The organism is Acinetobacter sp. SAAs474 (assembly GCF_032823475.1).
Taxonomy (GTDB): Bacteria; Pseudomonadota; Gammaproteobacteria; order Pseudomonadales; family Moraxellaceae; genus Acinetobacter.
On sequence record NZ_CP127915.1, the window covers coordinates 3,238,832 to 3,261,156 of the forward strand.

General features: G+C 35.2%; 21 protein-coding genes. 10 read left to right on the forward strand and 11 right to left on the reverse strand.

The features are described from left to right. Positions 1-87: 87 nt before the first annotated feature. The 5 genes from QSG86_RS16155 to QSG86_RS16180 all read right to left on the reverse strand — a co-directional run bounded on the left by QSG86_RS16155 (position 88) and on the right by QSG86_RS16180 (position 5,359). Complete coding sequence (locus QSG86_RS16155) at positions 88-474, reverse strand: GNAT family N-acetyltransferase (protein ID WP_317032426.1); 387 nt, start codon at positions 472-474, stop codon at positions 88-90. Between the two features lie 207 nt (positions 475-681). Next, positions 682-2,937 (reverse strand): TonB-dependent receptor, encoded by a 2,256-nt coding sequence (locus tag QSG86_RS16160; protein WP_410487486.1) that lies wholly within the window; start codon positions 2,935-2,937, stop codon positions 682-684. Positions 2,938-3,537: 600 nt separating this feature from the next. Further along, positions 3,538-3,819: a hypothetical protein gene (locus tag QSG86_RS16165; protein WP_317032427.1), complete on the reverse strand. Its 282-nt coding sequence runs from the start codon at positions 3,817-3,819 to the stop codon at positions 3,538-3,540. A gap of 325 nt (positions 3,820-4,144) precedes the next feature. Next, positions 4,145-4,747 carry a GNAT family protein gene (locus tag QSG86_RS16170; protein WP_317032623.1) on the reverse strand — a complete coding sequence of 201 codons (603 nt, stop codon included), beginning with the start codon at positions 4,745-4,747 and terminating at the stop codon, positions 4,145-4,147. Between the two features lie 432 nt (positions 4,748-5,179). Then, positions 5,180-5,359: a hypothetical protein gene (locus tag QSG86_RS16180; RefSeq protein WP_317033355.1), complete on the reverse strand. Its 180-nt coding sequence runs from the start codon at positions 5,357-5,359 to the stop codon at positions 5,180-5,182. Positions 5,360-6,082: 723 nt separating this feature from the next. On the opposite strand from QSG86_RS16180, the gene QSG86_RS16185 reads away from it, so the two are divergent. Beyond that, on the forward strand, positions 6,083-7,150 hold the full coding sequence (locus tag QSG86_RS16185; protein ID WP_317032429.1) for an aromatic ring-hydroxylating dioxygenase subunit alpha: 1,068 nt from the start codon (positions 6,083-6,085) through the stop codon (positions 7,148-7,150). A gap of 54 nt (positions 7,151-7,204) precedes the next feature. Next, positions 7,205-8,152, forward strand: a complete 948-nt coding sequence (locus tag QSG86_RS16190) for a PDR/VanB family oxidoreductase (RefSeq protein ID WP_317032430.1) — start codon at positions 7,205-7,207, stop codon at positions 8,150-8,152. 61 nt (positions 8,153-8,213) lie between these two features. Here the strand turns inward: QSG86_RS16190 and QSG86_RS16195 are convergent, their stop codons facing one another. From QSG86_RS16195 to mhpT, 3 genes are all read right to left on the reverse strand, one after another. Further along, entirely contained in the window at positions 8,214-8,894 is a 681-nt protein-coding gene (locus QSG86_RS16195) for a GntR family transcriptional regulator (protein ID WP_317032624.1), read from the reverse strand. A 171-nt stretch (positions 8,895-9,065) separates the two neighbouring features. Next, positions 9,066-9,515 (reverse strand): MarR family winged helix-turn-helix transcriptional regulator, encoded by a 450-nt coding sequence (locus QSG86_RS16200; protein ID WP_317032431.1) that lies wholly within the window; start codon positions 9,513-9,515, stop codon positions 9,066-9,068. A gap of 69 nt (positions 9,516-9,584) precedes the next feature. Beyond that, positions 9,585-10,817 (reverse strand): 3-(3-hydroxy-phenyl)propionate transporter MhpT, encoded by a 1,233-nt coding sequence (gene mhpT, locus QSG86_RS16205; protein ID WP_317032432.1) that lies wholly within the window; start codon positions 10,815-10,817, stop codon positions 9,585-9,587. Positions 10,818-11,079: 262 nt separating this feature from the next. Here mhpT and QSG86_RS16210 point away from each other — a divergent pair, with 262 nt between their 5' ends. From QSG86_RS16210 to QSG86_RS16245, 8 genes are all read left to right on the forward strand, one after another. Then, positions 11,080-11,913, forward strand: a complete 834-nt coding sequence (locus QSG86_RS16210; RefSeq protein ID WP_317032433.1) for a p-hydroxycinnamoyl CoA hydratase/lyase — start codon at positions 11,080-11,082, stop codon at positions 11,911-11,913. 49 nt (positions 11,914-11,962) lie between these two features. Next, positions 11,963-13,414, forward strand: a complete 1,452-nt coding sequence (locus tag QSG86_RS16215; RefSeq protein ID WP_317032434.1) for an aldehyde dehydrogenase — start codon at positions 11,963-11,965, stop codon at positions 13,412-13,414. A gap of 76 nt (positions 13,415-13,490) precedes the next feature. After that, entirely contained in the window at positions 13,491-15,377 is a 1,887-nt protein-coding gene (locus tag QSG86_RS16220) for a feruloyl-CoA synthase (RefSeq protein ID WP_317032435.1), read from the forward strand. Positions 15,378-15,449: 72 nt separating this feature from the next. Next, the gene (locus QSG86_RS16225; RefSeq protein ID WP_317032436.1) at positions 15,450-16,589 is read left to right on the forward strand and encodes an acyl-CoA dehydrogenase family protein; all 1,140 of its coding nucleotides are present in this window, start codon (positions 15,450-15,452) and stop codon (positions 16,587-16,589) included. Positions 16,590-16,643: 54 nt separating this feature from the next. Then, positions 16,644-17,897 (forward strand): OprD family outer membrane porin, encoded by a 1,254-nt coding sequence (locus tag QSG86_RS16230; protein WP_317032437.1) that lies wholly within the window; start codon positions 16,644-16,646, stop codon positions 17,895-17,897. A gap of 53 nt (positions 17,898-17,950) precedes the next feature. Beyond that, complete coding sequence (locus QSG86_RS16235) at positions 17,951-18,487, forward strand: DUF3237 domain-containing protein (protein ID WP_317032438.1); 537 nt, start codon at positions 17,951-17,953, stop codon at positions 18,485-18,487. A 42-nt stretch (positions 18,488-18,529) separates the two neighbouring features. Continuing rightward, positions 18,530-18,919, forward strand: a complete 390-nt coding sequence (locus QSG86_RS16240) for a PaaI family thioesterase (RefSeq protein ID WP_317032439.1) — start codon at positions 18,530-18,532, stop codon at positions 18,917-18,919. 840 nt (positions 18,920-19,759) lie between these two features. Further along, a protein-coding gene (locus tag QSG86_RS16245) for an IS5 family transposase (protein ID WP_410487487.1) occupies positions 19,760-20,460 on the forward strand; the annotation gives its coding sequence in 2 pieces (ribosomal slippage) (positions 19,760-19,931 and positions 19,931-20,460; 702 coding nt in all). Positions 20,461-20,721: 261 nt separating this feature from the next. Here the strand turns inward: QSG86_RS16245 and QSG86_RS16250 are convergent. From QSG86_RS16250 to QSG86_RS16260, 3 genes are all read right to left on the reverse strand, one after another. After that, positions 20,722-20,943, reverse strand: a complete 222-nt coding sequence (locus QSG86_RS16250; RefSeq protein WP_317032625.1) for a single-stranded DNA-binding protein — start codon at positions 20,941-20,943, stop codon at positions 20,722-20,724. A gap of 56 nt (positions 20,944-20,999) precedes the next feature. After that, the gene (locus tag QSG86_RS16255; RefSeq protein ID WP_410487833.1) at positions 21,000-21,191 is read right to left on the reverse strand and encodes an Arm DNA-binding domain-containing protein; all 192 of its coding nucleotides are present in this window, start codon (positions 21,189-21,191) and stop codon (positions 21,000-21,002) included. 239 nt (positions 21,192-21,430) lie between these two features. Next, entirely contained in the window at positions 21,431-22,030 is a 600-nt protein-coding gene (locus QSG86_RS16260) for a helix-turn-helix domain-containing protein (RefSeq protein ID WP_317032440.1), read from the reverse strand. Positions 22,031-22,325 lie beyond the last annotated feature (295 nt).

The following is a 22,325-nucleotide window of genomic DNA, read 5'->3' on the forward strand; positions in this document are numbered from 1 at the left end:
AGCGATATCAATCGATAAAGATAAAACTATAGACTTATCTCCACTTTTTCTAAAGTTAATACGATACAGACATTTAAGGCTATATTTTTAAAGTAGATTTTTTCGATATTGAATAAAACCAGTATTGACCGCGACTTGATCATAGAGAATTCTTGCTTGATAATTTGTCTCTTGAGTCAACCAATAAACTCGAGAACATTTTTTCTTATGGGCTTCAGCATACACGGCTTCTATCAGGCTCTTTCCATAACCTCTGGTACGTTTATCTGTTTCTATAAATAAGTCTTGCAGATAGCAATAATGACCTTCTGTCCAAGTACTACGATGAAAAATATAGTATACTAAACCAATTAACCGATGATCAACCTCAAGGACAAAACAGCCCATTTCCTCACTTTCATCAATTAGACGATGAAATGTTAATTTAGAAAGTTCTGATGTTAAGCTGACTTTATAAAAATCCTGATACCCCATCCAAAGGCTTAACCAGCTGTCATAATCCTATTTTATCAATTTTCTGACTTTCATTCATATAGCTCATTAATTTTAATAAAATTAATATAATACACTTTAGATCAAATACCCATAAAATTAGATCAGAATATCTAATTCTATGGTGATCATCTATGCAACTTAGCTTATCTAAAATTATCATTTTATTCGATTATTAAGTTATTAAAATCAATATTTTATTGTATAACTTAAACCATAGGTACGCCCTTCAGCCGCAATAGATAAAAGAGGATTGGCATTTGTTACAGCTGCTTGCTGGGCAAATACAGTTTTATATTCTAATCCCCAAAGATTAAAAATACCAAAATCTAGACGACCATTCCCTAATGGTGCATGTCCTAATAGATCCATAGTGGCATAACCTTTTATTTTGGCAGCGCTATTTCCATCATTTTTAACTGCATTTTTAAATTCAGTATTGGTACTTATGTTGGCGCGTTCAGAGAGTTCACGATCATCATTATATGCCTTATTTGTACCCTTTATGGCTTGCATTTGCATACGTAAACCATAGCCTTCATTATTATTCCATTCTGCAAACAACGTCCCTTTGATTGGCGATACAGAAAATGCATTTAATTCATGCCATTCATTTGCAGCATCTTTATATTGACCACGGGTATAACTCAATGAACCACCTATATTATATTGATCTAAAATAGGATAATTTATTGTTGCTTCAGCACCATAAACACGCTGATCAGTATCAACGACTCTTGCAGCACGGTTATTAAATTGAACTGTTTTATCTGAAGTATTATAAAACCCTGTTAAGCCTAGATTTAAGCCATTACCTTGATCTAAGCGCCATCCTAACTCATAACTATTCACGGTAATAGGCTGTAAATTTGCTGTTGACACTTGATAAGTTGAAACATCACGCAACATGCGTTGTACATCAGGAAAACTAAATCCCTGAGAGAAGTTTGCATAAATTTGTTGTATATCGGTAAGTTGATAGACTGCACCTAAATTAAACAGCGCTTTATCTGCATGTGTTGATCCAGCAGCAACATACTCGGTTTCACGTGTTGGAATATACGCTTCTGTATTGGCTTTAATATATTGATAACGCATACCAACTTGAATGTTTACATAATCTGTAAGCGCATAATCCGCTTGTATAAAAGTACCTAAATTTTGAATTTTTGTATCTGGTCCATAGCCTTTTGTTGTTCCAGTATTGTTATAAACGAGATAAGGATACTCCGTAGATAAAATATCGACAAATTGTTTGTCTTTTTCCACATCGTAATCTAGACCATATGTAAGTTTAAGCTCTTTATCTTGTATATTTAAATCAGACTGTATAGTTGAGCGTATTCCAATCACTTCAATATTAGATTGTGATTGATTTACTTGTTTAACTGCTTGTGTACTTAGTCCATATGGAAAAAATCTTGACTTTTCTTTTCGATAATAAGCTTCTACATTTAGAATCTGGCCTAAAAAATCTTGATTTTGATATTGTGTATTAAACGCATAGCGCTCTGTAAATAACGGATCACTGAGTTTTAGTCCTTTTATAGCGTTATAACTTGGTTCTTTTCCATCATTACTCGTCGCTGTCTTAGGTAAATAAGAATAATCTGGCCCATAATCTGTATCTTGCTTATCTTTATAATATTGAGCACCAAAACTTAAAGATTGATGATCTGTTATTTGATAATTCAATCGACCAATGAAATCAATTGTATCGGTGTCCATCATACTTCCTTGCCATGGACTTAGAGGAATACGATTATCATTTCCATCAAATTGAGCACCTCTGCGGGTATAATCTGCACCTAAAAATCCATCAACATCACCTTTCTTAAATGAAATATTCTGCTCCACTTCATAAGCTAATCCATCTGCTGTAAAATTATTTGCAGAAGTAAGACCAACTTTTGTTGCAAAGCTTAGAGCCTGATCTATATTCGGTCTTTTTGTAATAATATTAATAATACCGCCTGTTGCACCAGATCCATAAATACTTGTAGCACCAGAAATGACTTCGACACGCTCAATGAGACTCGGACTAATACTATTGAATTGTCTTGAAACATCTCGTGAACCTGTTTGTGGAACACCATCTATTAAAACTAAGACGTTACGACCACGCATTGTTTGTCCATAATTACTCATCGTACCGCTACTGGGTGCTAATGACGGTATTAATTGCGCCAATATATCTGCCGTTTTTCGTCCAGCAATTGCTTGTTGTTGAATCTGTGATTGATTGATGGTTTGAACAGTTCCCGCTATTTCAGAAATATTTGTTGCTGTTCTTGTCGCAGTAATGATCATCGCTGGTAGTTTTGTAGCTGATTCATTTTTATTGGTTTGAGTTAAATCACTGTTTGATTCGATTTGCCCTGCAGCATATATAAGATTGCTTGGCATCATCATCATTAAACATAAATAAAGATTTAATTGGCGCATGAAAATATCCATTAAAATAAATCGTAATAATAATGATTATTGTTAAGTTTAAAAAGTTATTTGTCAGCTTAATGTATTTAACCGGAATTATATCTATTTAAATAATGTGTCTGATGCAGCAACAGTGATGAGAGATTTATCTATTCAGATTGAAGATTATAATTATCTGTATCATGATCTAAAAATGAAATTACCTCGATAATTTAGCTTAAAGTCAGCCTTATACCACCTTAGAGAAGAGATAATTTATGTCCATCTTAAGCTCAATAGTGATAGCCCATTATGCTGTGTGAAATGAGTACAGTTAGACCACATAAAAAATATAAAACTATAGCAAAAGCCAAAGAAATCACCCATCTTGTTTTTTGTAAAAACTTAAATGGCTGCAAACACCAATATGAAAGTATATATAAAATGACGTACCACACAACTTTTAAAGTCATAAGAGAAGCGTTATTTAACTGGCGTAAATTATTTAAATCTGTCGTATTATAAGCCATATTAAATGCTATCCAGCCTACTGAACAACTGATATAAACAAGTAATATTTTTAACCATTTACTTTTTATGAATACCATTGAATATTTGATCTCTATTCTGTTAAATGCCCTTTACAGGAAATGATGCATAAAGCTGATGACAGGTCGGATATCGAACTTGTAATTTATGCAGGTAATATGCCTGATCATGATCTAAAAAGCCATTTAACAAGGCATGATTACGATAGGTACAATACCCTTTTTCTCTATCCCAGCTTAAAAAATCAGCTACAGGTTTAGATATTGATAGAATATTGTTATTGCACTGCAATAATCCAAGTGAACTGATCTGATAGTCCTTGGGTTTAGCCCCATCTGGGGTATATGCGAGCCCAATAACCAAATCATTTTTCCTGAACATTTTAATATTGAAATTAGATCTCCAATGACTAGGCTTCGCGTATTTAAACCGCGCAATAAATGAACGAAAAATAAAATTGTGTAGCGTCTCGATCTGATTCAATTAAATCTAGACGTGCAATAAATACTTCATTTGGTGAATGGGGCATACACGCACTTAGAGTTTGTATATTGCTGGATATACCTAAAATCAATGCCGAAGCCGTAACTATTCGTTTCTTTTGAATAGAGTGAAAATAAATTGAAATATTCTTCAGTTTTAATCGCATCTAATATTAATTATAAGGTCTAGATTATAAATGATAACATTAATTTTGCTGTGTAGATTGATCTAGTATAAAATCTAAGTGCTGTCTTACTGCCGGCCACTCGCTTTTCAAAATACTATAAACATAAGTATCCCTTAAAATATCCTCTTTAACAATTTGATGACTTCTTAATACCCCATCCAACTTTGCTCCCAAGCGTTCAATAGCAGCTCGGCTTTTAAAATTAAATGATGATGTCCTAAATTCAACCGCAATACAGTTTAAAAACTCAAAGGCATAACCAAGTAATAATCTTTTGGCTTCAGTGTTGACTACACTACGTTGTACGGACTGACGATACCATGTTGAACCAATTTCTAAACGACGATTTGCTGCATCAATATTCATAAAACTGGTCATGCCTAATACACGACCACTATGACGATCAAATACAGTAAAAGGCAACATTACGCCTTGCTGCTGTAGGTTAAGTCGTCGATGAATTTCTACTTGCATATTTGCTGGATTAGGGATAGATGTATACCATAATTTCCATAACTCACCGTCTTGAACTGCTTCACTTAACTCCAGCTGATGTGCTTCATTGAGTGGTTTTAACATGACGTTATTCCCAGTCAAGGTTACTGCTTCTATCCATTGCATACGAGATTCCTCAATTTTTTCTTTATTCATATCATCATCGACCCATAAATAGCCAAAGCAGCCATTCGCAGTCACCTTCCTGAGTTAACTTCGTATCTCGTATATTGCTGAATGGTTAGAGTACCACAAGCAATTTATTGCATAATTTTCTACTTCTTCCAATAAGTCAAAGAGATATTTACTCAATCAGCGATAAGGTATTTTTCGATTATAGCGTTCAATATCCGCATTCTGCCGTGGCTTTGCAAATTAAATATATTCAATACCTATACCATATTAAGTTAGCCAACGTACAAATTTATAATTCATCAATTCAGGACCTGAATAACACCACGATAATGCCAAATATGTAGCAGCTTAATGCATACTGATCGCATCACGAGTAACGGCTGGTATAGCAGATGTTGTCCATCAAAGTTGACCTACTTATCATTAATTTTTAGCATTAAGTCGATTTATAGTCTCTTCAATTTCTTTTTCAGCTGCTAAATAACTTTCAATCCAAAATTCAGCATCAGTAATATTGGACTTGGTTGGATTATCCATATGTTGTCTAGCTACTTTAGCTTTAGTAAGTTCAAAAATAAGCGCTTCTTTTACTTCTTGTTTCATCATTACTCCTTGTTGGTCTCTCGTTGTAACAGTGTTCTGTACTATTTGTAAAAAATATCAAATTAATAGAATACCCATCCTATAGAATTAGACTATGATTCAGTTTAAATTAGTACTTTAATTTTTTTAAAAATTATATAATTTATAAGACATGATCGTGTGAATTTATTAAATTAAATTTGTTACTCACTTAAATTATCATGAGTCTATAACCTATTGATGAATTATACATATAAACGAAAGCCATAAAAAATTCCTGTGATTAAATCAAATATCTTTTTCATTTTATTACAATACCATTGCATTATTTTTATTCAATCCCCCCAATATCATACTCAGTTATATGTAACTTAAGTACCCTGTTACAATGTAGCAGTTCGTTAGAATCCAATGCGATCAAACATCATCAGTCACAAAGAATCGTATGTTAATCTTTTATAAAAATCATGTCTTAATCGTATTTGATCGCGTGTAATAAGCGTACGGTAAAAAATAATATTTAAGACTGCATCTAAACTGTGCGCTATTTAAATTTGGCTGACTGAACTAAGCTATTTCTTTACAACAGTGATATCACAATAGCAGTCTCATGCATACAATCTTAAAAATATTTGATTATTTCCAACTTTAAATGGATCCATAAATTAATGATTAGATCAAAATTTAGTTGACTAATGGTTTAAAAACTCATAAATTGGATCCAATTGATACGGAGATCAATCAATGTTTATCAAAAATGCTTGGTATGTAGCAGCTCGTTCAGAAGAAGTCATAGACAAACCTTTAGGTCGCCAAATCTGTGGTGAAAAAATCGTATTTTATCGTGGTAAAGAGAATAAAGTTTATGCTGTTGAAGACTTTTGTCCACACCGAGGTGCACCTTTATCTTTAGGTTTTATTGAAGATGGCAATTTAGTTTGTGGCTATCATGGACTTGTGATGGGGTGTGACGGAAAAACAGTCTCGATGCCCGGACAACGTGTCCGAGGCTTCCCATGTAATAAAAGTTACCGTGTCATTGAAAAATACGGTTTTATTTGGGTATGGCCAGGTGAACAGCATGTTGCAACTGAAGCGGATTTACCTGTACTTGAATGGGCCGAAAATAAACAATGGGCGTATGGTGGTGGTTTATTTCATATCAATTGTGACTATCGCTTAATGATCGATAATCTCATGGATTTAACTCATGAAACCTATGTTCATGCAAACAGTATTGGTCAAAAAGAAATTGATGAAGCCGTACCGACGACACGTGTTAAAGAGGATCATGTGATCACAGAGCGTCATATGGAAAATATTTATGCTCCCCCATTTTGGCAAATGGCACTTCAAGGGAATCATCTTGCAGCCGATGTTCCCATAGATCGTTGGCAAATTTGTCATTTTCATGCACCTAGCAATGTCCATATTGAAGTTGGTGTTGCACATGTGGGCTATGGAGGTTACCACGCGCCAGAAGATAAAAAAGTCTCATCTATTGTTGTTGATTTTATTACACCAGAAACAGAAACATCCCACTGGTACTTCTGGGGAATGGCACGTCATTTCCAAGCGGATAATGCTGAATTAACAGCTCAAATTAAAGAAGGCCAAGGAAAAATTTTCTCAGAAGATTTAGATATGTTAGAGCAACAACAACAAAACTTACTTCGACATCCTGATCGAAAGTTATTAATGCTCAATATTGATGCTGGTGGTGTTCAGGCTCGTAAAGTCATTGATCGTTTAATCCATCTAGAACAACAACAATATCTTGCATCGGATCAAATTTCTGCAGTCAATCTTTAATAAAATTTCAACTGTTTAATGATTAATTAAAAATTATTTTAAAGGACAATTCACATGGAAGTGACCATTCATCAAATTCATAGACATAATCCACATATTTTATCTTTGGAATTAATTTCTGGAAATCATATGCCTTTACCTGCATTTCAAGCAGGTGCACATATTGATGTACATTTAGCTGATGGCTTAATACGACAATATTCATTAGCAAATTGTAGTTCAGAACAACATCGCTATATTATTGGTGTATTAAAAGATCCATGTTCCCGTGGAGGTTCTCAATATATTCATGAGCAACTAAAAGTTGGGCAACGATTAACGATTGGTGAACCTCGTAATTTATTTGCACTAAACCCTCAGTTAGGACACGCTATACTGTGTGCGGGCGGAATTGGTATCACTCCAATTCTGGCAATGGCAAAAGAATTAAAGCAACAAAATAAAAGTTTTCAACTGTTTTACTTTGTTAAAACGCGTACATCTCTGGCTTTTTTAGAGGATCTCACAGAACTTGGGCATTTAGTACATATTCATATTGATGATGAACCCAATACCCATTGTGCTTTAGATAATGTGTTAAATCATCACTCAACACATCAACATCTCTATGTTTGTGGACCCAACGGTTTTATGGATTTTGTTATTCAAACGGCTCAAAAAAATACCTGGTTAGATAGCCATATTCATCAAGAACACTTTAATTCTTCTACAAGAGAGACTCATCATGATCATAGCTTTAATATTCAAATTTTAAAAACAGGACAAATCATCCACGTAGCCCAAGATCAAACGGCAGCTAAAGCCTTAGAAGCAGCAGGTGTGCATATTCCAGTTTCATGTGAGCAAGGTATATGTGGTACATGTTTAGTGAATGTGGTCTCCGGTGAAATTGACCATCGAGATGTATATCTAACCGAAGAAGAACAAGCTGAAAATAAACAGTTTACCCCCTGTTGTTCACGTGCAAAATCTACAACTTTGGTCATTGATTGGTCACCTTAAAAGCAGATCAATTTCGATTTAAAGTCAATATTAACGCAAGTGTTTAAACAAAATGATGCGCTCATTTTGTTTCAAATACTGCACGCATCATGCTTCCCAATGTAACCACATGGCTATGCTCACGCATTAAGCTTTCTGCACGAGCTGCATCTCGATTAAGTAATGCCTGATAAATTGCACAATGCTGAATATGTCCATGTTGTAAACGTCTAATCTCTGACCAATGGTTTTTTTTATCAAAAGTAATTGCCTGTATAGAGGCCATAGGTAACTGATTATTTTTAGATAATGCCTGCGTAATCGCAAGATTATTTGTCGCCTGAATAATCGTATTATGAAAAATTATATTAAAATGATGATAAATTTCAATATCCTCATTGGTCAGTTCTGATTTTTCAAAAATAGGATCAATATGCTCAAGACACATCATTAACTGTTTTTGTTCCGTTTCACTTAATCCTTTTTCTGCTAATTTTTTTGCGGCAAGACCCTCTAAAACACCACGAACTTCAAGTGCATCTTGAATTAGTTTTGGCGATATTTCTCGAACGGTATAACCACGGGTTGGATTTTTTAATAATAAACCTTCTTGCTCAAGCACACGAAAAGCAACACGAATCGGTTGACGCGACACACCCAACATTTCAGCTGTAGGAATTTCAGCTAGACGTAATCCTCCTGGTAGCTCACCAGAAATTATCATTTTTCTTAGCTCAATCAGTACTTGTTGACCAGAAGACATGGTATTGCTCAACATAAATGCAAATTCCTGATGCTATCGATTCAAATCAATTATTTCAATCTATTCAGCGTAGCATCATTCGATAAAATAAAATTTAATACTAAATCTAATCTCATTTATGTTCATATCCAGCTTAAATTTTAAAGTGGCCATATGCTGAATATTTATACATTATTCTGCATTCTGCTTTTGCAAATTATTCGCCATAATATCTAAATTATTACGAATCAACAGCGATAAATTAATATCAATGCCTGTTAACATGGTATCTTCAAGTTTTTTAACAATATCACGACATTGAGTTAATTTTTCAAAACCCTCAGGTGTAACATGAATTAAAATACGTCGACCATGTGAGGGATCTGACTGTTTTACAATCCAGCCTTGGCTGAGTAAATCTTGTAAAATTTTATTGGTCGATTGCGGTTTAATAAATGATCGTGCTGCTAATTTTGCATTTGATAGACTTCCCTTTGCTGCCAATACAGACAATGCTGTAAATTGTGGCAAAGTAATGCCTAAATCTTTAAGCGCTTCACTAAGTAATTTACTAATAATACGATCAACACGCGCAATCATATAACTCAATGTTGGTAATTGATGGGTTGATTGTTCAGTCATAATGATACCACCTTAAATTTTAGACATAAAAAAGTATGGCCTATGCTAGACCATACTCGATGATTTCACTTATTGCGATGCGATTTTTAGCACCGGTGTCGCTTCTTGTACTTTCGGTTTTCGGACTAAAAAAAGTGCTGCAATTGCTGCAATAAAGATTAATGGAATACTTGCACCAATCACCATTGCAGAGCTTGAACCCATTGATAATAGCATACCCGCAAATAAAGGTCCTGCAAAAGAACCTATTCGACCAATAGCAACAGCAGCGCCTACTCCTGTTCCACGCATTTTTGTTGGATAGAACATTGCTGCTAATCCATATAATGCTGATTGACCACCAACAATAAATAAACCACACCCTACAGCAGATAAAGATAGTAAAGCAACGGTTGGTGAAATGGCTAAACAGCATAATGAAACTAAAATACCGATATAAATGAGTTTAATCACCATGCTCATTCTAATCTTATCCAGTAGAATACCCATTAGAATTGAACCAAAAATACCGCCGATGTTATAGCCAATTTGAACATAATTCGCTTCGGTTTTTCCTAAACCCTGAGCTCCCATTAATAATGGCAACCAGTTTAAAAGGAAATATAAAACAACCAGTGTGAAGAAGAAACTGATCCAAATTTGAATGGTCGAAAAGCGACGTTCTTTGGCAAATAAAACTTCAAAAAATGGAGTAGATGGTTTTGTTTTTGATGCTGTCAAATAATCCTTTGATTCTGGCAAAAACTTCATTAAAAGTGGAATAAGTAATATGGGAGCAAATCCACCAACATAAAAAATATGCCGCCATTGTTCATCTCCTGCAAGTCCCATCGCAACAAATGAAGTTAACATTCCGCCAAATGGAATACCACTATACATGATACTTACGGCAGCGCCTTTATGCTGACCAGAAACAGCTTCTGATGCCATGGTAATCATCATGGGTAAAGCGCCCCCCATCCCTAAACCAGTCAAAAACCGGATGATGAGCAATAAATTATAATCTGATGCATATGCTGTTAAAACTGACATAACACCAAAAATACAAATACTGGTCAAAAGAACAGCTTTACGCCCAATTTTATCTGCATAACGTCCACCCAGTAATGCACCGGGTAAAGTTCCTAAAATTGCTGCACTAAAAGCCCAAGCCATTTGTGAATTATCTAAGCCAAACTCTGCTCGCATACGTGGTGCTGCAACGCCCATTGATTGAAGATCGAAACCCTCAAAGACGGCAATAGCAAAGCACAATACGAGTGTAAGTGTGGCTTTACTTTTACTACTTACACTATTTTCCATTCATTATCGTCCTTTCTTAGATTTTTAATCTATACACTTCCTATGTATTGCCTTCCGTCCTAAGCAACTCAAAAAATATCACCTAAACTTATAATTTAATCAACATATATTTTTATATATTTATAAAATATTATTTTAATATAATTAATTTCAATAACTTATAAAAAATATTCAAAAAACCTAAAATAAGCCTTGAATATAAGCTTAACTGATATTAAATTAAAGAACATCAGGACATAAAACATAAATTAAGGAGCAACACATGTCTTATCAAAATCGTTGGCAAACAGTTGATGTACAAGTGGATTCAGGCATTGCATGGGTGACATTAAATCGTCCAGAAAAGAAAAATGCGATGAGCCCAACATTAAATAAAGAAATGATTGATGTACTTGAAACGCTTGAATTAGATCCAGCTGCAAAAGTACTGGTTCTAACAGGTGCTGGTGATTCTTGGACAGCAGGTATGGATTTAAAAGAATATTTCCGTGAAGTCGATAATCAACCAGAAATTTTCCAAGAGCGTATTCGTCGTGATGCTTCTCGTTGGCAATGGCATTTACTTCGCTTCTATTCAAAACCAACCATTGCAATGGTTAATGGTTGGTGCTTTGGTGGTGGTTTCTCTCCACTTGTTGCATGTGACTTAGCAATTGCAGCAGATGAAGCAACATTTGGCTTATCAGAAATTAACTGGGGGATCCCTCCTGGCAATCTAGTCAGTAAAGCAATGGCAGATACTGTTGGTCATCGTACATCCATGTATTACATCATGACGGGTAAAACCTTTTCTGGTATTGAAGCGGCAAATATGGGATTAGTGAACAAGAGTGTTCCTCTTGCACAGCTCAAAGCAGAAGTTACAGAACTTGCAAACAATCTACTGGAAAAAAATCCTGTGGTATTGCGAACAGCGAAAAATGGATTTAAACGTTGCCGTGAACTCACTTGGGAACAAAATGAAGATTATTTATATGCAAAACTTGATCAATGTAATCATCGTGATGATGAAGGTGGTCGTGCACAAGGTCTAAAACAGTTTCTTGATGACAAATCAATTAAACCTGGTCTTCAAGCATATAAACGCCCTGCTTAATATGGATCGATTCATCACTCAATAATGGACATGTAAGGAAACATTCGCCATGCAAAACGTAGAGTTACTTATTCACGGTCAATCCGTTGCTGCAAGTTCAGGTAAATACTTTGAAAGAATTAGCCCAATTGATGGCTCCATCGCATCAATGAGTGCAGCAGCAACCTTAGATGATGTTGATCGTGCTATTCAATCCGCTCATGAGGCATTTCAAACATGGGCTACGCTTTCTCCAACAGACCGTCGTTTAAAATTACTCAAAGCGGCAGATCTTATGGATCAAAAAACTGAACAATTTATTCAGACAGCGATTCATGAAATAGGTTCAACTTCAACATGGTATGGCTTTAATGTTCACCTTGCAGCCAATATGTTACGTGAAGCTGCTGCAATGACAACCCAAATTGATGGCAACATTATTCCATCAGATGTCCCCGGCAATATGGCAATGGGCATTCGTGTTCCTTGTGGAGTCATTGTAGGAATGGCTCCGTGGAATGCGCCTGTAATTCTTGCAACTCGTGCACTTGCCATGCCTCTCGCATGTGGTAATACCGTAGTATTAAAAGCCTCCGAAGCCTGTCCCGCAACACACCGCTTAATTGGAGAGGTATTACATGAAGCAGGTATTGGTGATGGCGTGGTTAATGTCATTACTCATGCACCTGAAGATGCAGCAAAAATCGTAGAACGATTAATTCAACATCCTCTGACTAAACGAATTAACTTTACAGGCTCTACACATGTAGGTCGAATTATTGCTGAAATAGCCGCAAAATATTTAAAACCGGTATTACTTGAATTAGGTGGTAAAGCTCCAGTCATTGTACTTGAACATGCCGATCTTGATGAAACAGTAAATGCCATCGTATTTGGTGCTTTCTTTAACCAAGGACAAATTTGTATGTCAACCGAGCGTGTTCTGGTTGACGAAAAAATTGCAGAAAAACTTATTGAAAAATTAATCAATAAAATCAAAACAATTCATGCAGGAAATCCGCTTAATAGTCATGCACCACTCGGTACACTGGAAAGCCTTAAAGCCGCTACTCGTATCCAAAAACTTGTAGAAGATGCACATGATAAAGGAGCGAGTATTCCATTAGGATTAAATATTGATGGAACCGTGATGCAACCGACTATTGTCGTAGATGTAACTAAAGAAATGTTATTATATGCTGAAGAATCCTTTGGTCCAGTCTGTACCGTACAACGGTTTAAAACAGTCAATGAAGCGATTGAACTCGCGAATGATTCTGAGTTTGGCTTATCTTCAGCCGTCTTTAGCCAAAATTTAGCGGAAGCACTCTCTGTTGCAAAACGGATTGACTCAGGCATTTGTCATATTAATGGTGCAACCGTACACGACGAAGCACAAATGCCATTTGGGGGCGTAAAACAAAGTGGTTATGGACGCTTTGGAAGCAAGGCTTCGATAGCTGAATTTACTGAACTACGTTGGATCACCATCCAAACCAGCCCACGTCATTATCCTATTTAACAAAGGAATAAGAGTTGACATGAAGTCAACTCTTTCCGTTAAAACAGAATAGATAAAATTACATGGAGTAATAACAATGGCACACATGACAGTTCATGCACAAAAATATCCTGAGCGATTGGTTAAATTAGGTAGTCATGAAATAGATTTTAAATATAAAGACGAAACCTTATATATCTCTCCAAAGGAACAGCTCAAGCCTTATCCACAAAAATTGACAGACCGCTTGTTGCAATATGCAGCATCACATCCTCATCGTATATTTGCAGCAAAACGCGATACTAAAGGCCAATGGGTTGAGCTGACTTATGCTGAAACTGTAAATCATGCATGGCGCATTGCTCAATCATTAAAAAAATATACACATTTATCTGATGATCGCCCAATTGTTATTTTATCTGGTAATGATCTTGAACATTTAACCTTATCTATGGGTGCGATGTTAGCGGGTATTCCATTTTCTGCTATCTCACCTGCATATTCACTTATTTCAAAAGATTTTGGAAAACTTAAGCATATTTTTGATGTCCTTACACCAGGACTTGTTTTTGCAAATGATGGCGATGCTTTTGCAACAGCAATTGCAACTTGTCGTAATGCAGATGATATCGAGATCATCACCACATCAGGGCAATTTGCAGGCCAAGTATGTACTGCTTTTTCAGATTTACTGGATACTGAAATTACAGATATTCAATCACACTATGCCACTATTGATGAACATCAAATTGCAAAGTTTTTATTTACCTCTGGCTCTACAAAAATGCCAAAGGCTGTACCAACAACGCATTTAATGTTATGTACCAATCAGCAAATGTTGCTACAAACTTTCCCTGAATTTGCAGAAACGCCTCCTGTTTTAGTGGATTGGTTAGCATGGCATCATACTTTTGGTGGTAGTCATAATGTGGGTATTGCATTATACAATGGCGGAACAATCTATATTGATGACGGCAAGCCAGTACCTGGAAAGATGGAAGAAACTATTCGCAATTTAAAAGAGATTGCACCAACGGTTTATTTAAATGTGCCTAAAGGTTGGGAGGAAATTACGACTGCATTGGAGCAAGATGCTAAATTACGTGAAAAATTCTTTAGTCGCGTTAAAATCCTATTTTTTGCAGGTGCAGCACTTTCTGAAGCAGGTTGGAATCGTTTAGATAAAATTGCACAAGATCATTGTGGTGAGCGTATTCGAATCATGAGCGGTTTGGGTATGACTGAAACTGCACCATCATGTGTCTTTACAACAGGTCCTAAAGTCATGGCTGGTTTTATTGGCTATCCAGCACCCGGCTGTGAAATCAAGCTTAGTCCTTTGGGTGACAAGCTTGAATTTTGTGTCCGTGGAAAAAATGTGATGAAACACTATTGGCGTTTAGCACATGATCAACAAGCCGATATTTTTGATGACGAAGGATTTTACCGTACGGGCGATGCTGTTGTTTTAGTCGATCCCAATGATCCTAGTCAAGGTCTAATGTATGATGGACGTATTGCCGAGGACTTTAAACTTAATACGGGTACTTTTGTCAATGTTGGTACTTTACGAAATAAAGTGCTCATCAACGGCAATTTACTGATCCAAGATGTTTGTATTACAGGTTCAAATCTAAATGCAATTGGATTTCTTATTTTTCCAAAAATCAGCGCTTGTGCTGAATATAGTGGTTTACACATACAAACTGCCACCACTGAAGAAATATTAACGCATCCAAAAGTTCAACATTGGTTTAAACAATTTTTATTGAACTTTAATAAAGATGCAACTGGCAGTTCCAATACCGTATCCATGCTGTATTTAATGGTTGAACCACCTCAACTTGATGCTGGTGAAACAACAGATAAAGGTAATTTAAATCAAAATGGTATTTTAAAGCGTAGAGCTACGATGGTTCAAGAACTCTATGAAAAGCATATTAATAATCCGCTCATCATCCGGATTCCGACCTTAAAACAATAACTTTTTACCCTTTACTCAGCAGCTCTTTTATAGGGCCGCTTGGATTTTTACGTCCTCAAAAAGGAAGACTTTATGCAAAATGATAGTGATTTCGAATTATTTCGCCACAATTACCAGCGCTTTTTGGCTGAACACGTTTCCCCTTATTATGCGTCATGGGAAGAACAAGAACTCATCCCGCGCGAACTATGGCATAAGCTTGGTCAGAATGGATTTCTATGTGTTGATATTCCTGAAGAATATGGAGGATACGGTGCACCTATCTATTATTCACAAATGCTAATCGAAGAAACAGCAAAAGCCGGATTTACATCCCTTGCAGTTGGAATTGGTGGACAAAGTGAATTAGTTTCACCCTATATTCAAAATATTGGTAGTGAAGAACAAAAACAATATTGGCTTCCCAAAATGGTCTCAGGTGAAGTTGTCACTGCAATTGCAATGACTGAGGCCAATGCAGGTTCAGATTTACAAGCGATCCGTACTCAAGCAATTTTAGATGGTGATCACTATATTGTTGATGGTTCTAAGACCTTTATCTCTAATGGTCATCATGCAGACTTAATTGTTTTAGTTGCAAAAACAGATCCTCAAGCACGTGCAAAAGGTATTTCTATTTTATTGGTTGATGCACATTTAGAAGGTGTTAAAAAAGGTCGTGGTTTAAAGAAAATTGGGCTACATGCTCAAGATACCGCTGAACTTTTCTTTGATCAGGTTCGTGTACCTCAATCTCAATTACTTGGTCAAGAAGGTCAAGGTTTTAACTATTTAATGCAAGAACTACCTCGTGAACGGTTAAGTATTTCCTTAATGGCTTTAGGCGCAATGCTCGGTGCAATTGAAATTACAAAAGAATATGTCCTTGAACGAAAGGCATTTGGTCAACCGTTATCTCAATTTCAAAATACCCGTTTTGTTCTTGCACAAGCACAAATAAAAGCACGTGCAGCAGACGCTTTTGTAGAACGCTGTAAAGACCTATATCACAAAAATGCTTTAAGTATTACAGAAGCTGCTGCTTTGAAATGCTTTATTACCGAAACCCAATGTGAAGTGATTGACCAACTTCTTCAACTTTTTGGCGGTTATGGCTATATGCAAGAATATCCAATTTCACGTTTTTTTGTAGATGCACGAGTACAAAAAATTTATGGCGGAACAAACGAAATTATGAAAGAGATTGTTGCACGTGAACTCTTAGGAAAATAAATATTTACTGATTTAAAACAATATTTTTCAGCATATTTTAAGGATGAAATAACGATGAAAAAAATATGGACTATGCCATTTTTACTGTTAACGATGCCTGCTTTTGCAGATAGTTTTATTGCAGATAGTACTGTCGAGCTGACAGCACGAAACTTTTATTTTGATCGTGACTATACTGATATCTCAACTTATCCAGCAGCAAAAGATTGGAGCCAAGGATTTATTTTAAAAATGAACTCAGGCTATACAGAAGGCCCTATCGGCTTTGGTATAGACTTATTAGGTACAGCAGGATTTAAACTTCATGGAGATGCTAAGCATGCCGGAACAGGAAATATACCACGAGATCCTATTACCAATGAACCTCAAGGTAGCTATGGTGAATTACGCTATACTGGCAAAATTAAAGTTGGAAAAACTGATTTACGTATAGGCACACTACAACCGATGACACCTGTCTTAGTCGGTTCTCCAGCAAGGCTACTTCCGCAGACTTATCGTGGTATAGCTTTAAATATAAAAGATATTCCTCAATTGGATTTTCAAGCCTCATATATTGATAAAGTGAATCATCGAGATTCTACAGATTATGAAAAAATAAAGATTTCGGGTGTGAATGGGCGCTTTATTGCTGCTGAAACAAATCATTTATATTATGTTGGTGGCCATTATGATCTACCATCAGCACCATTACGTCTAACTTCATTTTATATGGATGTTCATGATATCTTTCATCAAAAACTACTTGGTTTAACCTATCAATACCCCATTAATGAACATAATACCTTAACCAGCCAAATCAGATATTACATCAACAGGGACTCAGGAAAAGCAAATGCTGGACTAGTGGATAATGATTTAATTCATGCACATGTTGAACTCAAACATAAAGCGCATAAATTCATCCTATCGAGCTTTCATCATCAAGGTGAAACAGCATTTCCTTATTTAACTGGTGGAGAAACTGGTCTGATGATTGATACTTGGACAGGTGAATTCCTAAATGCTAAGGAAAAAGTGTATAGCGCTAGATATGAATATGATTTCAAAAAGTATGTACCAGGTCTTCGATTTATGACTCGTTATACAAAGGGTACTAATATCTATGCCCCTCGTTTAGGTGGAACCCACCTTAAAGAAGATGAACTGGACTTCGACATCGGCTATACCATACAAAGTGGGTTCTTAAAAAATTTAGCATTAAGAGCACGCTATGCAATATACAATAATAATATGCTTTCCAATGCTAACATTAAACCTGCCAATGAAACGCGCATTAATATTGATTACACATGGAAGTTTAAATAAATCTGCTTAGGTTCTGTATCCTCAGAACCTTTTTATTCTAGTGAGCGCATGCCGTGAAATATTTATTTGGTCTATGTATTGGCTTAGGATTTTCAATACTTAGCTATGCTGATACAAAATTCACTCCACCACCATTAACACTTGAACCTCTTGCCACATTTAAAGTGGACTTAAATGCACCTGTTTGGGAATTAGGAAAAACATCTGATTTAGGTCAACGACGTATTATTCCAATTACTGGTGGAACATTTGCAGGACCTTTGATTAAGGGACGAATATTAAATAATGGTGCAGATTGGCAAACTGTTGATAGTAATGGGCTTGCACATATAGATACGCGCTATCTGCTGGAAACAGAAGATGGTGCTCTTATTTATTTGCAAACCAAAGGCTATCGTTACGGTTCACCAGCTATCCTTAAACAGCTCAGTCTCGGACATGATGTTGATCCAACACAATATTATTTTAAATTAACCATGCAATTTGAAACTAGTGCGCCTCAATATGCTTGGTTAAATAAAACAATTGCTGTTGGTAGTGCCATGCGTCTTGGAAAAGCCGTTATTTATGATGCTTTTACTATTAAATAGCATGCTAAAAATAATCCAAAAAATCATGGAAGGATCCATAATATGAAAACCACAATATTCAGCCAACTCCCTCCTATTCATCATTTACTTGGTGGACATAATATTCATTGGGATGCTGATCAACGTGAAATCAGCATTGATTACATTGCGCTTGAAAGCTTTACCAATCCACGTGGGACAGTTGAAGGGGGTATGATTTGTGCCATGCTTGATGATGCAATGGGAATTTTAGCTGCACTCAATCACATACAAAAACCAGCAGCAACAATTAATCTATCAATGGATTTTTTTAGAGCATGCGAAGTCGGTACAGTTCAAACAAAAGCATGGTTTATTAAAGAAGGTAAGAAAATTCTTCGTATTGAAAGTGAAGCTTGGCAATCTCAAACACTGATTGCAAAAACCAGTGCCACATTTATGATTTTAGATTAACTTAAAATAATCCATATTAAAAGGTCAGTAACAATTACTGGCCTTGTATCATTTTAGTATACTGTCGATGCGTTAAATAGCGATAAATACTGTCTAATGTTTACCTTGAATAGGCATATCAAAATCATCAATGACCTGACTATCATGCTCTCAAATATGCCGTATATTTTTTTAATATTTTTTAGAAATCCTAAGTATTAAGCAAGATATATTCTGGACGGAGAATAAATTCCAACTAAAATTCTAAGGATTTCGTCTGATCTATTTTTAATAAAAATCGAACATTCGGCTATGGTTAAAAATGAGTTTTGTACGATATATAATGACTTTGTTCGATGATCGCGCAAAATATTTTTTGCCTTAAAATTAAATTATAGTTCTTATACTGGTCCAGAAATTAAAATATAGTCAATCTAGACCAATAAAACAAAATAAATCATTCGCTATAAAGAATTCTTTCAATAAAAGATACTTACATCATTTCAGATCATTTTAATAATAAGCTTTGGTCAATAGATCGCTTAGAAAAAACTGCAGCACTCATTGAATTGAGTTCGAGTATACCTTTGAGCTTTATGAGACAAGTATTGATTATTTGCTGGCGCACTTGGTCATCCACAAAGCAATGATATAGTAAAATCTCTGTTAAAACTTTTAAGCGAGGTTATATCTATGGAAGTGATTTACCAAAAGCAGTCATGAAATATTGCCCATCTAGATTCAGGGCTATAATTACCATCATCCATATCGTGGATTAAAAATAAAATATTCTTGGGAATTTCGTTGGCTAAAATTAGGGCGTGTCCTCATTTGAAGAATAATATTTAAACGCCTAGAATAATGAAATTTCATGGTTGCTATAGCTCAAAGAACAGTAGAAATATTATGGAAGCTATTTTATGGAAACTACGCACAGGTGCGACATGGCGTGATATTCCTCAAGAGTTTTGCCCTTGGAAAACTGCTTATAACCGTTTTAATCGCTGGGCTATGAAAGGCTTATGGGATAAATTTTTTTCAAACTACGAGGCAGCTTGGACCAAGAATGGGTATTCATTGATGGAAGCTACATACGCGCGCATCAGCATGCAAGTGGAGCTCGGCATGGCTTCGAGCGTGCAATTGGACAATCTCGTGGAGGACTCACAACAAAGATTCATCTTGCAACCGACGCGAATGGATTACCGATTGATTTTAAAATCACTGGGGGTGATGTCCATGACAGCCAAGTTGCAGAACACCTAATAGATCTAATTGAAACAGCAGATTATCTAATCGCGGACAAGGGATATGATTCTGAACATATCAAAAAGTCAGCTAGAAATCGAAAAATGATACCTATTATTCCATTAAGATCAAATAGTAAGAAATTCAATCCTGATTCTGATAAGTACTTATATCGCTTAAGGCATTTAGTTGAGAATACCTTTGCAAGATTAAAACACTTCCGTGCAATAGCAACTCGATTTGATAAACTCGCACGTAATTATCAGTCTATGATTTATATCGCCTGCATGTTCATTTGGTGTAAATCTAAATGAGGACACACCCTAGTTTATGTCGATAGGATAAACATAATGCCACCTTCATGTCGATATTTTTTATAAAAATCGACATATAGTTATAATCATGTCGATTAGTTATAATCATGTCGATGTAATAAACATGAATAGATAAAGATGTCGATAAAACCCAAAGAATCGAACATAAGGCTTTTAATATGTCGACGGTATAAATACATTAATGGTCATGTGTCGATTTGGATGTAAAAAATAAAGATTAAAAGCTTTACCCAAAACTCATCAAAGCAATTGCAATACATCTGCCCAAACTTCTACCACTTCCCAATCTGCTCCAATGGCCTTATCTTTCCATTTCCTTGTCCGTAAACTACTCTCAATATAAACCTTACTATCTTTTTTAAGTTCTTTGTCTGCTATCTCGGCTAATCGATTACTAAAAGTGGCAATACTCCCACCATTAGGAAATTGTTTTTTTTCAGGGCCATGATCTAAAATACCCATTAAAATAACTTTGTTCACGTTTAGCTTTGTTCACGTTTAGCATTGTTCTAAATCTTTTAAATTCTCTCAGACGCTTTTTTTCTCGCACCTTTTCCCGACAATTCAGGATAAGTACCTATATCAAGCCACGACCATTTACCATCTGCCTTTTTATACCTAAATAACCACGCTTTTTTATCATCAGGCTTTACACGGAAATATAACCCATCACCGTCTAACTCCCGATATTCTTTTAATTCGGGGTTAATACACCTTTATAATCCTATGATTAATATCATTACGAGATCTTGATGCATAGGATGGCTTTCTTTATATAAAAATATTTAGAACAATAATATAGTTGATTAATACAGGCTATTTGCATCCTGTGACCCTCATATAGATATATTCTCAATTTAGACATATTTAGAGCTTAATTATAAAAGTTATGACCAAAATAATTTACTTTAAGCTAAGAAAAATTTCATATATAACTATACTCATCAATTTAATATGTCACACTGCTTAACATATAAGCTTGTTTAATATGAAAATTTATAATCCTTTCCCGTTCATTTATAGACATTTGAAAACCAGTTGAGCTAAGCAACAAAGAGGCTCCATAAGTTAAAGTCCATACATAGAATAAATAATCGCGAACAGAAATTTGTTCTGTATCCCTATATAGAAAGTTTTCTATTAGATCATTCAATTCAAGTATCCGCTCTTCACGAATCATATAAAGGGAATTAAATAAATCCTTTAACTTTTTATCCTGACCGGCTATACGCTCTTCAATACTATGAAATAATATAGTTCTACTAGAATTAAGCATATGATAGAGCATGTATTTTTCCACATTTTCCTTCATATTTGTTTTATATTTTTTTGATAAATCCAGAATCCTTTTTTCATTTTCAATAAGCAATTCAAGATAAAGCTGATTTTTACTCTTAAAATATTTGTAAATAGTGCCCTTCGCTATATCTAATTCTTTCGCTAAGTCACCAATAACAATATCCTGATCATTATCAATTAAAAGTCGTTCTGCTGCCGCTAAAATCTTTTGCTTATTTAAAGTAATTTTTTGATTACGGTTTAAATACATCCACTTTTCCTCCTTAATTTTTCAATATGAGAATATTGTAAAATTAAGATAATTCGATTAACTTCGTATCAGTATGATTAGCCATGTTATAAGAATCTCTGCAAATTAAAAATTTTAAAATAATTGGTTTTCTAGTTCACTTAGACTAGCTTCGTTAGATTCTCTTTATCTCTTATCAAAAGATAAAATTAACCACGAAGCATAGTAATAAAATGGAAGTTGAATTCAATACTAAATAAAACAACCTTTTCTAATTTAATTAATCGATATAAATAAATATCATCCTATTTAATCG

What these genes read in the sequence shown, in the direction of transcription:
- QSG86_RS16240 (WP_317032439.1), top strand. Translation starts at nt 18,530, where the DNA reads ATGAAAACCACAATATTCAGCCAACTCCCTCCTATTCATCATTTACTT.
- QSG86_RS16250 (WP_317032625.1), bottom strand. Translation starts at nt 20,943, where the DNA reads ATGGGTATTTTAGATCATGGCCCTGAAAAAAAACAATTTCCTAATGGT.
- QSG86_RS16200 (WP_317032431.1), bottom strand. Translation starts at nt 9,515, where the DNA reads ATGACTGAACAATCAACCCATCAATTACCAACATTGAGTTATATGATT.
- QSG86_RS16220 (WP_317032435.1), top strand. Translation starts at nt 13,491, where the DNA reads ATGGCACACATGACAGTTCATGCACAAAAATATCCTGAGCGATTGGTT.
- QSG86_RS16170 (WP_317032623.1), bottom strand. Translation starts at nt 4,747, where the DNA reads ATGCAATGGATAGAAGCAGTAACCTTGACTGGGAATAACGTCATGTTA.
- QSG86_RS16225 (WP_317032436.1), top strand. Translation starts at nt 15,450, where the DNA reads ATGCAAAATGATAGTGATTTCGAATTATTTCGCCACAATTACCAGCGC.
- QSG86_RS16180 (WP_317033355.1), bottom strand. Translation starts at nt 5,359, where the DNA reads ATGAAACAAGAAGTAAAAGAAGCGCTTATTTTTGAACTTACTAAAGCT.
- QSG86_RS16195 (WP_317032624.1), bottom strand. Translation starts at nt 8,894, where the DNA reads ATGTCTTCTGGTCAACAAGTACTGATTGAGCTAAGAAAAATGATAATT.
- QSG86_RS16185 (WP_317032429.1), top strand. Translation starts at nt 6,083, where the DNA reads ATGTTTATCAAAAATGCTTGGTATGTAGCAGCTCGTTCAGAAGAAGTC.
- QSG86_RS16260 (WP_317032440.1), bottom strand. Translation starts at nt 22,030, where the DNA reads ATGTATTTAAACCGTAATCAAAAAATTACTTTAAATAAGCAAAAGATT.
- QSG86_RS16155 (WP_317032426.1), bottom strand. Translation starts at nt 474, where the DNA reads ATGGGGTATCAGGATTTTTATAAAGTCAGCTTAACATCAGAACTTTCT.
- QSG86_RS16190 (WP_317032430.1), top strand. Translation starts at nt 7,205, where the DNA reads ATGGAAGTGACCATTCATCAAATTCATAGACATAATCCACATATTTTA.
- mhpT (WP_317032432.1), bottom strand. Translation starts at nt 10,817, where the DNA reads ATGGAAAATAGTGTAAGTAGTAAAAGTAAAGCCACACTTACACTCGTA.
- QSG86_RS16160 (WP_410487486.1), bottom strand. Translation starts at nt 2,937, where the DNA reads ATGCGCCAATTAAATCTTTATTTATGTTTAATGATGATGATGCCAAGC.
- QSG86_RS16230 (WP_317032437.1), top strand. Translation starts at nt 16,644, where the DNA reads ATGAAAAAAATATGGACTATGCCATTTTTACTGTTAACGATGCCTGCT.
- QSG86_RS16215 (WP_317032434.1), top strand. Translation starts at nt 11,963, where the DNA reads ATGCAAAACGTAGAGTTACTTATTCACGGTCAATCCGTTGCTGCAAGT.
- QSG86_RS16210 (WP_317032433.1), top strand. Translation starts at nt 11,080, where the DNA reads ATGTCTTATCAAAATCGTTGGCAAACAGTTGATGTACAAGTGGATTCA.